The sequence below is a fragment of the Psychrobacter sp. AOP7-A1-24 genome (assembly GCF_052376235.1).
Classification (GTDB): domain Bacteria; phylum Pseudomonadota; class Gammaproteobacteria; order Pseudomonadales; family Moraxellaceae; genus Psychrobacter.
In genome coordinates, this window is sequence record NZ_JBQSVM010000008.1 from 87,869 (window position 1) to 102,205 (window position 14,337).

The following is a 14,337-nucleotide window of genomic DNA, read 5'->3' on the forward strand; positions in this document are numbered from 1 at the left end:
TATTTCAAGCTTGAGCTTGGCTCATAGAGGCGAAGCCAAATACTAGGGCTAATAGTGCTGTGGTAATTAATTTCATTGTTTAATCTCTGTGTATGATAGCTTTGAATCAAAAAACACTATACTCATTTGGCACAGCTAGATAAGATTTATTTTGACTCAATGAGTGAGTATTTATACCTCTAATCCAACATGACATTTCATCTAATGTAGCATCGATATTCAAACTAGCGCTAAAACCTTGAGCACAGAACTCACAAGTGGCTTGCCTATAAATCATATCAAACAAACAACTGTGATAACTAGAATAACTAGCTAATAAAGCGACACTTACAACTGGCTTGGACATAAGCCAATGGTTTTCATGAAAATATTGTAATTTAAATCACTTTAATGACACTATTATTTTTAGTGGTACTGGACAAAAAATTTCTAACCGCTACACTGACTCATCTTTTATATCACTTAAATAACGACCTAACAGGCTACCCTTATTATGGATATCATTCTTGCAATCGTTTGGATTTTAGCAATGGTGCTATATAGCTTTTCGAGCGATTATGTTGCTAGCTTTCCTAACCACAACAATAGTGCTGTCCCTTATGTCCGTTGGGGAGCGCTTTTAGTCGCTATGGCTTTATCAGCATACTTGGCACAAGCCTACCAAGAAAACCTACAGGGCAATGGTATGTGGGTGTTTGTTATCGTAGTATTTGTCGTTATTGTACTAGCGAAGGTCGTTTTTAAATGGGTAATTAACAGACGTTTGAAACGCTAGTTCATGCTAAAACCTTTTATTGCTTGAATCCTTTTTACTTATTGATCTGAATACCATATGCCAATTAAACATCAAGATAGCCAGCCTGACTCAAACCTTTCTATACCAGCAGAAAATGATCGAGTAGATCGTAGCTTCGACACTATTGCTGATCATTTTGAAAAGAAAGTCTATGGTGGTTTAAAAGGCGAGATTCGATTGGCCGTGCTACGCCGTGATATTTTTGAATACAGTGCGCAGATGAGTGAGGCGCTTGGGCGACCTTTACGTATCTTGGACGTAGGTGCAGGACTCGCCCAAATTGCGATAGAACTTGCTGCTCAAGGTCATAGCATCGTCATCAATGACATCTCAGAAAATATGCTTGAGAAGGCAAAAGCGAGCGCAGAAAAATTCACTCAAGAACTAGACATCACATGGTACGTTTGTCCTTATCAGGCGCTGGAAGAAAATTTGGCTCAGGCAGAAACAGAAAAATTTGATTTGATTATGTCGCATGCGCTACTCGAATGGTTGGCAGAACCCGCGGCGGTCATGGATTTTTTTGATCAGCATTTAACAGATGATGGCGCGCTATCTGTCTGCTTCTATAATCCAGCAAGTTTTGATTATCGCAATCTTATCATGGGGAACTTCAACTTACTCAATAGCCTACTTGATAATAATACCTACAAAGCAGATAACATCAAAAGTTTAACGCCGAATCATCCAGTGGCCAAAGAAGAGGTCGAGTCTTGGCTCAAAGCGCACAACTATCAAACTGTTCGTAGCAGTGGTTTACGAGTATTTCATGACTATGCACCGCTTAAGCGTGGGGGACATAATGACCCAGATGCCGTGATCAGAATGGAGCTACGCTACTCACAATTAGAGCCGTACAAATGGCTTGGACGTTACTTACACATTCTAGCTAAACGTTGAGTTTAAACGTTAGCTTAGGGATTACGAAGACTACTAAACATCTTCATCAACTCTTGATGATCTATCATATTCTGACCAAGTAGTGGCATTAATATCTTTTTCATCAAAAACGACGACATGCTCAAGTAAAGGCATGATGCCAATATGCGAGCCGATAGCATGATTATGATGGCTCGCAACCAAAGATAAGACCGTCTGTCCGTCATCTAGTTGTAGACGGTACAAGTAGTTGGCACCGCGAAAAACACGTCCAATCACTAAAGCTGTCTGCGTACTGTCATCATCATGAATAATATCATCAGGACGTACAAGTACTTTGATAGGCGTGCCATTTGGATAATCATATTCACAATACTGTGGTTGGCCTGATTCGTCATGGACTTCCATACGACGATAAATGTTACCCAGTGCCGTCTCGACATGACCTTCTTTGATAATACCGTCTATCATCGCGCCTTCACCTACGAATTCAGCGACGAAAGGACTGACAGGCTCATGATACAACTCGCTTGGTCGCGCCCACTGCACCAATCGTCCTTTATCCATTACCCCTACTTTATCAGCTAGCGCGAACGCTTCGTTTTGATCATGAGTGACCAAAATCGCGGTGGTATTGGTACGTTTGAGAATATCACGGACATTCATTGCTAATGACTCACGTAATACTACATCTAGATTAGAAAACGGTTCATCAAGTAGCAGTAGTTTTGGCTTTGGGGCGAGCGCTCTTGCAAGCGCTACTCGCTGCTGCTGACCACCAGAAAGCTCATTCGGGCGTTTGTCTGCATGCTCAGTTAATTCAACTAAGCTTAACATCTCAGACACCCGAGCCTTTTTGTCGGCAGATGACCATTTATTAAGACCAAAGGCGATGTTCTTCGCCACGCTTAAATGACCAAAAAGAGCATAATCTTGAAACACCATACCCATGCCGCGCTTGGCTGGCGCAACTGCAAATGACTGGCGAGCTGTCTTTTCAGTTAAACGTTGGTTGTTTAAATAGATGGTACCGCCGCGGCTTTGTTCCAATCCCGCGATAGCTCGTAGAGCAGTGGTTTTCCCGCAGCCGCTATAACCTAAGAAGCAACCGATCTCGCCTTGCTCCAATACCAACGATAGACCATTGACGACGATAGTATCGTCATAGCCTACGATTAAATTTTGCACGCTAAAATAAGGATCGTTCGCGATATGTTTCTCAGTACTTTGTTGTGAGGTGTTGTTTTGCTCTACAGTGTTATTTGGCTGAACTGGATGGATATTGGTCTGTGACATTGGTGATTTTGCTACAAGCATATGGTTAGCCCGAGCTTTCGCCGACTTAGCATTCGTTGAGTCTTTCATTGAATCAGTGTACATAGACGGTACCAGTTCGCTATTAGTAAGTAAAACCATCGATAAAACAGGGCAAATTATAATATAGCTTACACTACAAGTATGCTGTAAAACTTATGCCAAATTATTGCTACTAGCCTTGTTGCTATTAGCTGTGTTTATCACTTTGACGCAATAGTATCCAAACAGGGAGTAACCCAACCAGCACTATTAGCAAGCTCGGTAATGCAGCTCGTCCCCACATACCTTCGCTTGTCATTTCGAACACTCGTACTGCCAGCGTGTCCCAGCCTTGACGCCGTGTCATCAAAGTAATAGGCATCTCTTTCATCACTTCGACAAAACCCATCAATAATGCAGTCAATACACCAGGGCTAAGTACAGGCAGCATCACATGACGCCAGCGCTGATAAGAACTGTCGCTCAGTAATTTTGCAGCGGCTTCTTGATTGACTGTCAATCGCTGCAACTGTCTATCAACCGGCTGAAAACTCACCGTCATAAAACGTGTCGATAGCGCTAGTAGCATAACAATTACACTGCCAGACAGTACTTGCTGTGATGTAATGCCAAACGCAATCATTTGATTATCAAGCCACGCAATAGGTATAAAGATCCCTACCGCCAACACTGTCCCCGGCACGACATAGCCTAAATTGGCCAAAGTGGTCATTAGCTTAGTCGATTTATCAGGATATTGCCGTTTGATCCACGCAATGATAATAGCCAAAAAGGCAATAAATAGCGTGGTCATACTAGCAATCATGAGGCTATTGGTGACAAAATCAATGTAACGCGCATCAAAATCTTGGCGGAAATTCAGTGCCGTCCAATAGATAAGCTGCAAGAAAGGGATTAAGAAAGCCATCAAAAAAATGATCGTACACAGCAATGTCATGGCAAGTTTGGCAGGTTTGCTAGCGTCAAAGCGTTGGCTGCTACCTTGGGTAAGTGAGCTGCCACGCTTAGCTTGCCAATACTGCTCAAACAATACCACGATAAATATCACACCGATAAGCAAGGCTGCTAGCTGAGCCGCTGTGGTCAAACTGAAAAAACCAAACCACGCTTTATAGATGGCGGTAGTAAAAGTATCGACATTAAATACCGATACTGCCCCGAAATCCGCTAAGGTCTCCATACTGGCTAACAACAAGCCGCCAATGATCCAAGGTAGTGCTTGTGGTAATGCCAATCGAAAGAACACACGGCTACGACTCAAACCAAGCATCTGACCCGCTTCTATCGCTCGTCTGCCTTGCGACAAAAATGCCTGACGTGCTAGCAAATACACATAAGGGTAAAACGCTAGCGACAATATTAAGCCTGCACCCCATACGTTTCTTATCGAAGGGATCGCTGTACTAATACCGAAATCACGCAAAGCAGTCTGTAGCGGCCCACTAAAGTCAACAATGCCGATAGTGACAAATGCCAATACATAAGCAGGAATAGCAAGTGGTAACATCAACGCCCACGAAAAGAAACGCTGACCAGGGAAACGGTACATACTAGTAACCCAAGCCAGCGCAGTACCAATAGTTCCTGAAACAACAGTTACCATAAGCAACAAGATTGCCGTGTTTTTGAGCACTTGTGGCAGTACATAATCTGCCATGTGTGTCCAAATCTCTGCCACTGGCTGAGTCCACGACAGCAGCACGATTAAAATCGGTACTAGCATAAACAACGAAATCAGCCCTAAGACTGATTTCGAGATAATACGTTTACGAAGAGCGTGGTCTTGGCTGACAGTCTGCTTGTCATTAATACCATCATTAACAGTATCGTTTTGACTAACAGACGCGTCTGGCGTTGTGATCATATTATCATTACCGTGTCATACGTATAGAGACCTTGTAAGCCTGTACCAAACTCAAAATCGTCATTATCTGGATAATTTATCTAAAATGACTAATCTTTAAAAACTATTGCTTCAAAGTTATGATTCTGAAGTTGGCAAAACTATTATTAGCGGGCCCTTATTTATAACCTGCTTTGTCCATTAACTGAATCGCTTGAGTTTGTAGCTCACCAAACTTCTGCACACTGATATCATCTTTATTGAATGGGCCCCATGATCTGAGCATATCTGACTCATCAATGCCTTCTTTTACTGGGAACTCTTTGTCTGAGCTGGCATAAAGACCTTGTGACTCATCAGATGACAACCACTCTATCAATTTAAGCGTACCATCTGGATTGTCTGAACTTGCCACTACACCAGCACCTGAGATATTTACGTGCGTACCAGTCGTATCTTGGTTTGCCCAAAATATATTGACAGGGAAATCTGGTTTCTCATCTAATATACGGCCATAGTAATAACTATTCGCCACACCTACTTCACACTGACCAGCAGCGATAGCTTCCAGCATACTGGTATCATCACTGAACACATCAGTGGCTAAATTATCTACCCAACCACGAACGATTTCTTCCGTTTTTTCTTGACCCAAGTGCTCCATCATACTAGCCACAAGCGATTGGTTATAAACTTTTTTAGACGTGCGTAGGCATAATTTGCCTTTCCATTTTGGATCGGCTAAATCTGCATAAGTAGACAACTGATCAGCACTAACTTTACTTGGATCATAAAAGATAGTACGGGCACGTAGTGATAGACCTGTCCACTGACCTTGTGGATCACGGTATTTTGCAGGGACATTGGCTTCCAATACAGTAGAAGATACTGGTTGTAGCAAACCTTGCTCTGCAGCCTGCCATAAGTTACCAGCATCAACGGTCAACAACATATCAGCAGGGGTATTTTGGCCTTCCGCTTTTAAACGTGCCATGAGCGGACCTGTGCTGTCTGTGACTAGCTCTACTTTGACACCTGTTTGCTCAGTATAGCGATCTAGCAATGGCTTAATAAGCTGCTCATTACGTGATGAGTAGATAGTAACCGTCTGACCATCAGCAGTCGTAGCTTCGTCAGTTGCTGTTTGCTGCTCAGCACCTGCTTCTGTTGACTCTACTTCTCCACTCTCTTCTGTGGTTGAAGAATTACTACAACCTGCCAGACCCAACATCATGCCAAATACGGCTGCAGGTAAGATAAGCTTCGTAGAGGTTAGATTAGCGCTGATAGCGTTCAATGACATGATTTTCCCCATAGTAATGCTATAAAAAAGTAAGACGAATGGTGAGACAGAATAATGGTGATTATAACTCTGGCTGCTAAGCGTTAGCAGTAGTCAGGCCATAATATATCAAAGCAACATACTAATGGAAGTGAGATTAATTATCAATACATTTGTTTAACTGACAAACCTACCAGCGATGAGCCTCTAGCACTGCTTTTTAAGAACTATTTTTACCAATATTCTCAATAGTTTAGTGCTAGCGATTTTCTTTACTCAAGCTAGAGCAACCACTGCCCTAAAATTGCATTGACCGCCGCTTCCGTACGCAGGATACGAGGTCCTATGTGCACAGGTGTGCAGCCCTGTGTTGACAAGAGTTCTACTTCATAATCAATCAAGCCACCTTCAGCACCTATGCAGACTATATTGGGTAGTTCTCGTGACGGTTGCCGTTGTAAAAACTCAGAAAAAGACTGCTGACTGTAAGGATGCGCGACAATTGCGCGGTTACTCATTAAACTTGGAAGTGTATCTTCAACAAATGGCTTAAAACGTTTTTGTAGTGTAACACTAGGAACAATCGTATCGATGCTTTGCTGTAGGCCTTCTAATACAAACTCGTCAATCCGTTCAAGCATCGGGCTTTGCCAGTAGCTTTTTTGGGTACGGTAACTATTGATAAGAATGATATCGCGCACACCCAGCGCCGTCATATCCATAATCAATCGTCTTAGCACCTTAGGACGCGGTAACGCCAAAATGACAGTTAGATCCAATTTTGCCGGCGGCGCAGTATTAAGCTGAACGTTATTTAATCGAATACTTTCAGAGTTGATACTTTTAATGATAGCCGTACCAAGATTGCCACCAATTTGTCCAATTTTAAGCGTGTCGCCGATGTTTGCGCCCAGCACTTTGGTCACATGGCTGACTTGAGACAAGGTATCGATTTTTGCTGTATCGGATGAGAAATTCTCAGCGGGCAATAATATACAGTTCATAAGGTCTCTGAGTTGGTATATTCTTCAATAACGTCTTCAATCATCGTAAATTGACGTGTCAGTACCGCTTGCTGCTGCACGGTTATTTGCTCGCCTGCTTGCCCTGCCTGTGCGGCTAATGACAAATTGCTTAGCCAGTTCTCCAGCTGTACATAGATACTTACAACGTCTTCACGGTTATAAGCGGTCTTCTTATGAGAGGGTTTATTGTTTGCCTTTAACTGGTTATCACTTGCCATCTGTGCGGCCGCACTATTTGAACTATCTGACTTAATCGGACAATAGAAACCATTACTTGGCTGATATAAAGCGCCTACACTAGCCAATTTATCTACCACGCTTTGGCATGATTGAGTGTAACGCCCCATCAGTACAGACGTAGCCACACTTGCAGGCTCCACTGGGTTATGTCCACCAATATCTACCAGCGAACCACCCACCAATGCTACATTTGCCAATGTATACCAAGTCATCATCTCACCCATACTATCTGCTAGATAGACTTGCGTGTCTGCATCAATCGCGTCACCATCACTGCGACGAGCCATGTTTAGTCCAGTTTTTTGAATGAGATCTGCTACTGCGTTAAAACGCTCAGGATGCCTAGGAACGATAATGAGCAACGTATCTGCTAATGCAGACTTAGACAGTAGTTGCTGCTGTAATAACAACGCTGCTGCCTCTTCGCCATCATGAGTACTCGCAGCTACCCACACAGGACGATCTACTATACCAAACTCTGCTCGTAGATCAGCTTTCTTACTATGGATACTACTATCTTCTATCGCTTTATCATCGAGTTTAGACGCATTGATAACCCATTTTAATGAGCCTGCCACACGAATTTGAGCGCTACTCGCCCCTAATTGCCGAAAGCGTTTGGCAGAGTCGCCGTCTTGCGTAATAATCAAAGAGAGATTTTTCATCATACTGGCACTGACTGCGCCAATCTTTTGATAACTCTGAAAAGAAGAAGCAGATAATCGACCATTGACTAAAATACTTGGAATACGATGCTCAGACAACTTGGTCAAAATATTTGCCCACAGCTCTGTTTCTACAAACAGTGCCGCGATAGGCTGTACATGGGTCAAGAAAGTCTCAATAACAGCAGAACTGTCAACTGGCACATAGCTATGGCTCATCTGACCCTGAGCTATTTTTTCTGCAAAACGGCTAGCGCCACGGGCAAAACCTGTCTGAGTCGTATTGGTCAACCATACTTGATAGCCGTTAGCCAATAACATATCTAGTAAAGGCGCGACCGTATTGGTCTCACCTAATGAGACAGCATGGCACCAAATTACCCCTTTGTCGATATTAGCATTTACCACTGGACGCGATGGATACTGCTTGCCAAAACGCTGATCGACTTCCTGCTGATAATTGTCATTTTTATGAGATCGACGCCACACTTGCAGACGATATAGTGGCTTTAGCAATCCAATAAGAGATTGATAATATAGAGGTGTCTTATGTATCGCACGACTAGGCTGTGATACAGGGTCAATTAGATTTGAAGCGTTGTCAGACGTGGTATTAGATGATGGCATGGAACAGCCCAGATTAGTTATGAATCAAACAATAAAAAGGGAAATGTAAAGCGCGCTAATTCTACCTGAATTTAAGCGGCAACAATAAGCTTTTAAAAAATTACTGAGTACATATTTATTAGATAACGATTGTTAGATAATGACTATTATCAGCAAAGCGACGACAATAATTGCACCAAATAATAGTTGATAACGCTTGGTGCTATGTTGTTCTTGCTTTTGCGTGGTCATCAGTACCTGTGCTTGCTGCCACTGCTGAACTAGATTGGCTGCTTCTGCGTGACCATTATCTGCCGCTTGCTCTAACCAGTATTTACCACTATCTATATCTTGAGATACCCCTACTCCTTGGTAGTAAATTTTACTGAGTAGGCGCTGAGCACGGCTGTCGTTTTTGCTGGCGGCTTGATTGACCCATTCAACGCCAAATTTTTTAGAATTATCACTGTCCGCTGTCAAACCTTCACCTAACAGCTCATACATGGCTAAACGTAGCATAGCCGCTGTATTACCATCTTTAGCAGCAGCTTGTAGTATTAGCATAGCTTTCTTTTTGGCCGCGATGTGATTATCTGAAAACATAACTTGGCGACGAGGTTTGTTCTGTTTGGCGATATGCCGCTCGAACTGATCCAGTACTTTGCGCGCTTGCTGATACTGCATATCACCAGTTGGTTGTGGCACCGTTATCTCGTCTAACTCTATGAGCAGCTGCGTAAACATTTCTGGCGTCGAGGTGCTTTTCACAGGTGACATAGGGTTGATGGGTTGTTGCGCTACTTTAGTCAGTTCAGGCTTTATTAGACTTACTGACTCAGAAGGTACTACGCGTGCCTGCAACTCAGTTACCGTATCAGATGGGTCTAAGCCACTCTTACTATCAGTTAAAACTGCATCGGCTTTTTTATGCTCAGCCTCTACTCTTACTTCCTCTGGCTTTTTAAAGGAAGCACTTAATTGGCTAGTACCGACATGCGCACCTGAATCTGTATCTGTGCTTGGAGCGATACTTTCAGCTACTTGATGAGTAATTACTTTATGCGTTGTTGCTTTACGATCTGTTAATGCGGACGTTGAATTAACATTGCTGCTTACAATATTTGGTAGTCTAAGGCTAACCGCTTGATACAGCCCACTATCTACTTGCTCGCCCTGTACTGCGTCAAACTGTCGATCAATATGACCAAACAGACGCAGCCCTATTGGCTCTAGGGCAAAAAACAAGCGCTCTGTACCCACGTTATCATTCTTATAACCAACTGCCATATGCTGATAAAAATCATCGGTGATCAATGACAGCTCAGGGTAACGCTTACGCAGCTCAAACCGTCCATACCAATGTGATTTGCTTTGCCACTGCTTCGCCAATACACGGCCAGTATAAAACGCCAAAAACACCATGAAATTACGATAGCGCTCATTGACCAACAGCGTCGTCTCATTCCATATACCGCTCTTGATCATTTCTCGGCGCACTTGAGACAATAGCGTGTCGATACGCTGTAAACTCTCAAGTGACTCGTCTAGCATACAAGTACGCAGCTCAGTCTCATAAGCGATACCACCTGCAATGGGACGCCCAGCCAAGAAGTCTTGCCAGTAGCCTTCTGCAGTATAGTCCAGTGGCGTTAAAGATGATGCAGACATAGACGGGCGTAACCTCTTTGCAAATAGACAAATTAAAAACTATAAGCTATAAAAATGATGTATTACTAAGACAATAGATCGATACTAGTAGATTACCTTACCCTAAAAATCAGAGTGCTACAATAAAGGACTAAACAAGCGCACAACATTATCAAACAAGCGTTTTGATCCGTGACGCTGTTGCCATTCATCACTATCCAAGATTCGACAATTTTCTAAATAGACTTCCTGACAGTCCGCTACTTGGGCAACCATTTCTGGCGTATAAATCGCCAAGCTGACTTCCATATTTAAATAAAAGCTACGCATATCAATATTGACAGTACCGAATAAACAGTAATCATCATCGATTACCACTGTTTTTGCGTGTAGCAAACCGCCCTTAAACAATGCAATCGTTACTCCAGCATCCAACAACTCTTGATAATAAGCCTGAGAAGCGTGTTGTACTAGAAATGAGTCAACCTTTTCAGGAACAATAATCGTTACATCAACACCACGCTTAGCCGCTATCGCCAGCGCACCCGATAGTGATTCATCTGGTACGAAGTAAGGTGTGGTAATGCGGATGCGCTTATTAGCACGATGAATCACAGTAACTAGCGTATTGTAAATCACATGTGCCGTCAGCTGCGGTGCTGAAGGGATAAGTTGTGCCAACACCTTGTCTACGACAGGCATTTTTGGTACGACAATCGAAGTGGCACCAATATCTGGCAGTTCGTGAGGATCAGTCGTATCCTCCAATACTTTCACTCGACTATTCAGGTCATTGATGGTTGGATTCATCACATATAACTTACGGGTGTAATTATTAACTCGCTGATGCAGCTCAGCAAGATTATCATTATTTTCAGCACCGATATCGGTAACAATGACCTTAGCCATCGCTGTATTGATACTCATAGAGTGCTGACCGGTCGTTCTTAGTGCCACATCAATCCATTGACCAACGTTTTTGTTTTGCTTAAAAAACCTCGGATCAACCAAGTTAAAACTACCGATATAGCCGATATGTTCGTCGATAACCACCATTTTGCGATGATTGCGCAAATCAGAACGTTTAAATAATGTCTTGAACAACCCCACTGGCAACGATTGATGGACATAGACACCTGCTTTTTCTAATTTACGATGCACGCTACTATTAATAAAGCTAAAGCTGCCCACACTATCGGCCAATATATGACATTCTACGCCGCGCTGCGCCGCTACGGATAGCGCTTCTATGACTTCTAATACCTGGCCTTTTGGATAGACAATATAAAATTCCATCAAAACAATATACTGGGCGGCATGAATGTCTTCAATCAACCGCTGAAAAATAGAAGCAGGATCCGTGAGCAACTGCATTTGGTGGTCAGGAAATACACCAAGCCCTGTCCAGCGAGTCCCTATCTGGCTAACACCGCGGTAGTTGGCTGGTAGTAAGTCCTGCCCTTTGTCAAAAATCAGGTTTTCACGCTGTGCCATATCATTCATCAAAATACTTGCCTGATCCACGCGGTCACGATAGCGCCGTCCAATCATAGGCTCACCGAGCAGGATATAAGCAATAAAACCAAATACTGGCAACGTGTAGAGTACAGCGACCCAAGCAATAGACACGCCAATATTTCGCTGCACAGAAACCACTCGCAGCGTCATTACTATCATAAGTACAATATTCAGCACCAAGCCTAGACCCGCCAAATCTCCCAAAGTCCAGCTGGTAAAAGTATCTTGAATAGTAAAAGTATTTATACTGGCCTCCATCAACCATATTTAGCAGACAATATGTGCTCAACGAATAAAGCATCCATAGTATAGTAGTTTTTCAGCACCAAACAACAAATAATGATAATAATTAGATTTTTGGCAATGCTATATAATACAAGGCTTTGCGTGCCATTTCGTATAGCTCACAAAGGCAATTTATAATTATTTTCTAAAAATATCAAAATAATATTTGACACCCAACTGTAAATCTATATAATACACTCCCACAGCAACGGAGCTTAGTGACAAACTAAAGAGCTCAGTTGATGTTGAATAAATTGCCTAGCAATTGTTCGAAGGGTGATTAGCTCAGTTGGTAGAGCGTCTGCCTTACACGCAGAATGTCGGCGGTTCGAATCCGTCATCACCCACCACTTCTTAGCAAGTGGCTAAACAAGCTAAGAGACCTAAGCAGCGGTAGTTCAGTTGGTTAGAATACCGGCCTGTCACGCCGGGGGTCGCGGGTTCGAGTCCCGTCCGCTGCGCCATATTTAAAACGAATTTAAACTCTCGAGTTTAAGCAAGTTTCGCCTCAAGTATTAGTTTACTTGAGGTTTTTTTGTGTCTGAATTTCCGCTTAAAGCCTTTATCCATAAGGGTTGGTTATTCTTTCTTTATCAACCCTTAAGAAGTAGTCCACTCTTTAATAATGTATTTTCTATAAGTCTGCATACATGCACTCTGCTTCTTGAAAATCGGTGACCAAGTGCTCGGTGACCAAACGGTGACCATTTTGTGACCAAGATTATTAAAAGTTGCTGATGGTAACTGACCCCCAAATTTTATGCTTATCGATAAGTTCAGGAGCTTAAAGGATCAGCCTCAAACTAAGTTTGAGGTAAAGACGGAAACCTTTCTACCCATTCACCGATAACCACTTTGTCAGTTTCAATACAAAATGGTATTGCCCACAACCTCAATTTTTCTGCTAAATGAAAACATTCCAAAGGTGTTTCGAACTGATGGTGTTTAGGATAAATAAGCATCATGTCTCCACACCCATTCAAATATTTGTGACCATAAGCAAATAGCTGATAAATATCATCCTGTTCTATATCAAAATTCTTTTTATTTGAGTTTATTAACTTCCATTTGGTATCAAGTACATGGTAATTTTTTCTTTCTCTACTGATTAATAGATCAGGCTTTAATTGAAAGCGCGATTTTAAACCTTTTTGGTCATTCACCATGTGCTTATTAGAAGCCTGTGTTGTTAGTTGCCAGGGCGACTTGATATCTCGTCGTAAGCATTTTGCCACATACTTCTCGAACAAAATTTCCATTGGGAATAACAATGCAATACCCCGATGCTCTCCCTTTTGAAAGTTTGGATTAAGCTTTTCAAGTATTAGTTGGCACCATGGCTTTATCGCTCGGTAGGATTGCAATATTTTGATGTCTGACCACTTATGCATTGAGTTTAGAGGCTCTCTAAGACTCGTTATAGGGTCTAAGATGTGTGAGAGCTCATTAGCCAGTCGCCAGTTCTCAGAACTCCTACAGTGCTGCTGTACGTAATCCAATGCTGTTTTGATTAGTTGGTTCTCAAGTCGATTTGGATGATAGACATCATGACGAATATGAAAAAGATGAGCTCGGCCAACCGTTTGCCTTTGTTGAACTGTAATATCAAGCTGGCCACGAATAAATCTACTTTCTTCTTCAATTCTTTGATAGTCAAATCTGAGCCCAGACGCTACCAGCTCCTTTAGCAAATATAAAAACTGGTAGTATATCCACTCATGAATAGGTAAGTTCATTCGATTGAGACTGGCAGATTGAGCCTCTTTATAGGATAGGTTTAATACGGAGCTTAGCATTTTGCATAAGACCTCTCTGCTCTTATCTGACTCTTGAGTACCTAATCCTGTCTTTGGTAGTATCTCAATACCTTCGCGGCAAGGGCTTTCCAAATAACCTACATAAGAATGCAACTGTAAGTAATTTGGACGCTTATAAGTAATAAACCGTCCATAGCTCTCTTTTTCACTTAATTCCACTAACCAATCAAAAGTTTCTTGCTCAATGATAGCCAAGTCTAAGCTAGGAAATACTGTCTGATCGGTAGTCAGCTGAGCATATTCTCTGACTTGAATCATTCTTCACCTGTAGCAGTATCAAAGTGAAATATCCTTTGGTAGGCTTTTGGCGTAGTAAATGCATCAGAATTAATATAATAGCGTCTATCTGCTGTAATTTGACTTAGAACTTTACTAGGAAAAAGTTGATTCATAGTAGGATTTATTTTTTCAGTCTGT

10 protein-coding genes and 2 tRNA genes are annotated in these 14,337 nt (G+C 42.3%); 4 read left to right on the plus strand and 8 right to left on the minus strand.

Annotation, left to right across the window (positions count from 1 at the left end; translation table 11 throughout):
• Positions 1-493: 493 nt before the first annotated feature.
• Together ACT3QQ_RS04635 and ACT3QQ_RS04640 are read left to right on the plus strand one after the other, a co-directional pair.
• The gene (locus tag ACT3QQ_RS04635; protein ID WP_444527112.1) at positions 494-775 is read left to right on the plus strand and encodes a hypothetical protein; all 282 of its coding nucleotides are present in this window, start codon (positions 494-496) and stop codon (positions 773-775) included.
• A 57-nt stretch (positions 776-832) separates the two neighbouring features.
• Entirely contained in the window at positions 833-1,696 is an 864-nt protein-coding gene (locus tag ACT3QQ_RS04640; RefSeq protein ID WP_444527113.1) for a methyltransferase domain-containing protein, read from the plus strand.
• A gap of 33 nt (positions 1,697-1,729) precedes the next feature.
• On the opposite strand, the gene ACT3QQ_RS04645 is transcribed toward ACT3QQ_RS04640, so the two are convergent.
• The 7 genes from ACT3QQ_RS04645 to ACT3QQ_RS04675 all read right to left on the minus strand — a co-directional run bounded on the left by ACT3QQ_RS04645 (position 1,730) and on the right by ACT3QQ_RS04675 (position 12,076).
• Positions 1,730-3,055, minus strand: coding sequence for an ABC transporter ATP-binding protein (locus ACT3QQ_RS04645; RefSeq protein ID WP_444527114.1), 1,326 nt, complete (start codon positions 3,053-3,055; stop codon positions 1,730-1,732).
• A gap of 124 nt (positions 3,056-3,179) precedes the next feature.
• Positions 3,180-4,856 (minus strand): ABC transporter permease, encoded by a 1,677-nt coding sequence (locus tag ACT3QQ_RS04650; RefSeq protein ID WP_444527115.1) that lies wholly within the window; start codon positions 4,854-4,856, stop codon positions 3,180-3,182.
• A gap of 157 nt (positions 4,857-5,013) precedes the next feature.
• Positions 5,014-6,138, minus strand: coding sequence for an extracellular solute-binding protein (locus ACT3QQ_RS04655; RefSeq protein ID WP_444527116.1), 1,125 nt, complete (start codon positions 6,136-6,138; stop codon positions 5,014-5,016).
• 260 nt (positions 6,139-6,398) lie between these two features.
• Positions 6,399-7,121 (minus strand): 16S rRNA (uracil(1498)-N(3))-methyltransferase, encoded by a 723-nt coding sequence (locus ACT3QQ_RS04660; RefSeq protein WP_444527117.1) that lies wholly within the window; start codon positions 7,119-7,121, stop codon positions 6,399-6,401.
• A complete protein-coding gene (locus tag ACT3QQ_RS04665) occupies positions 7,118-8,674 on the minus strand; it encodes a 3-deoxy-D-manno-octulosonic acid transferase (protein WP_444527118.1) in 1,557 nt (518 codons plus the stop codon). Before ACT3QQ_RS04665 ends, ACT3QQ_RS04660 begins: the two co-directional genes overlap by 4 nt.
• 132 nt (positions 8,675-8,806) lie before the next feature.
• Positions 8,807-10,321: a tetratricopeptide repeat protein gene (locus tag ACT3QQ_RS04670; RefSeq protein ID WP_444527119.1), complete on the minus strand. Its 1,515-nt coding sequence runs from the start codon at positions 10,319-10,321 to the stop codon at positions 8,807-8,809.
• Between the two features lie 117 nt (positions 10,322-10,438).
• A complete protein-coding gene (locus ACT3QQ_RS04675) occupies positions 10,439-12,076 on the minus strand; it encodes a cardiolipin synthase (protein WP_444527120.1) in 1,638 nt (545 codons plus the stop codon).
• Positions 12,077-12,377: 301 nt separating this feature from the next.
• On the opposite strand from ACT3QQ_RS04675, the gene ACT3QQ_RS04680 reads away from it, so the two are divergent.
• A tRNA-Val gene (locus ACT3QQ_RS04680) sits at positions 12,378-12,453 on the plus strand.
• Between the two features lie 37 nt (positions 12,454-12,490).
• Positions 12,491-12,567: transfer RNA gene (locus ACT3QQ_RS04685), tRNA-Asp, on the plus strand.
• Between the two features lie 339 nt (positions 12,568-12,906).
• Here ACT3QQ_RS04685 and ACT3QQ_RS04690 read toward each other — a convergent pair.
• Positions 12,907-14,178, minus strand: a complete 1,272-nt coding sequence (locus tag ACT3QQ_RS04690) for an McrC family protein (RefSeq protein ID WP_201595097.1) — start codon at positions 14,176-14,178, stop codon at positions 12,907-12,909.
• Between the last annotated feature and the right edge of the window lie 159 nt (positions 14,179-14,337).

Excerpts from the sequence above, each read along its gene's own strand:
- ACT3QQ_RS04635 (WP_444527112.1), top strand. The coding sequence starts at position 494 with ATGGATATCATTCTTGCAATCGTTTGGATTTTAGCAATGGTGCTATAT.
- ACT3QQ_RS04640 (WP_444527113.1), top strand. The coding sequence starts at position 833 with ATGCCAATTAAACATCAAGATAGCCAGCCTGACTCAAACCTTTCTATA.
- ACT3QQ_RS04645 (WP_444527114.1), bottom strand. The coding sequence starts at position 3,055 with ATGTACACTGATTCAATGAAAGACTCAACGAATGCTAAGTCGGCGAAA.
- ACT3QQ_RS04650 (WP_444527115.1), bottom strand. The coding sequence starts at position 4,856 with ATGATCACAACGCCAGACGCGTCTGTTAGTCAAAACGATACTGTTAAT.
- ACT3QQ_RS04655 (WP_444527116.1), bottom strand. The coding sequence starts at position 6,138 with ATGTCATTGAACGCTATCAGCGCTAATCTAACCTCTACGAAGCTTATC.
- ACT3QQ_RS04660 (WP_444527117.1), bottom strand. The coding sequence starts at position 7,121 with ATGAACTGTATATTATTGCCCGCTGAGAATTTCTCATCCGATACAGCA.
- ACT3QQ_RS04665 (WP_444527118.1), bottom strand. The coding sequence starts at position 8,674 with ATGCCATCATCTAATACCACGTCTGACAACGCTTCAAATCTAATTGAC.
- ACT3QQ_RS04670 (WP_444527119.1), bottom strand. The coding sequence starts at position 10,321 with ATGTCTGCATCATCTTTAACGCCACTGGACTATACTGCAGAAGGCTAC.
- ACT3QQ_RS04675 (WP_444527120.1), bottom strand. The coding sequence starts at position 12,076 with ATGGAGGCCAGTATAAATACTTTTACTATTCAAGATACTTTTACCAGC.
- ACT3QQ_RS04690 (WP_201595097.1), bottom strand. The coding sequence starts at position 14,178 with ATGATTCAAGTCAGAGAATATGCTCAGCTGACTACCGATCAGACAGTA.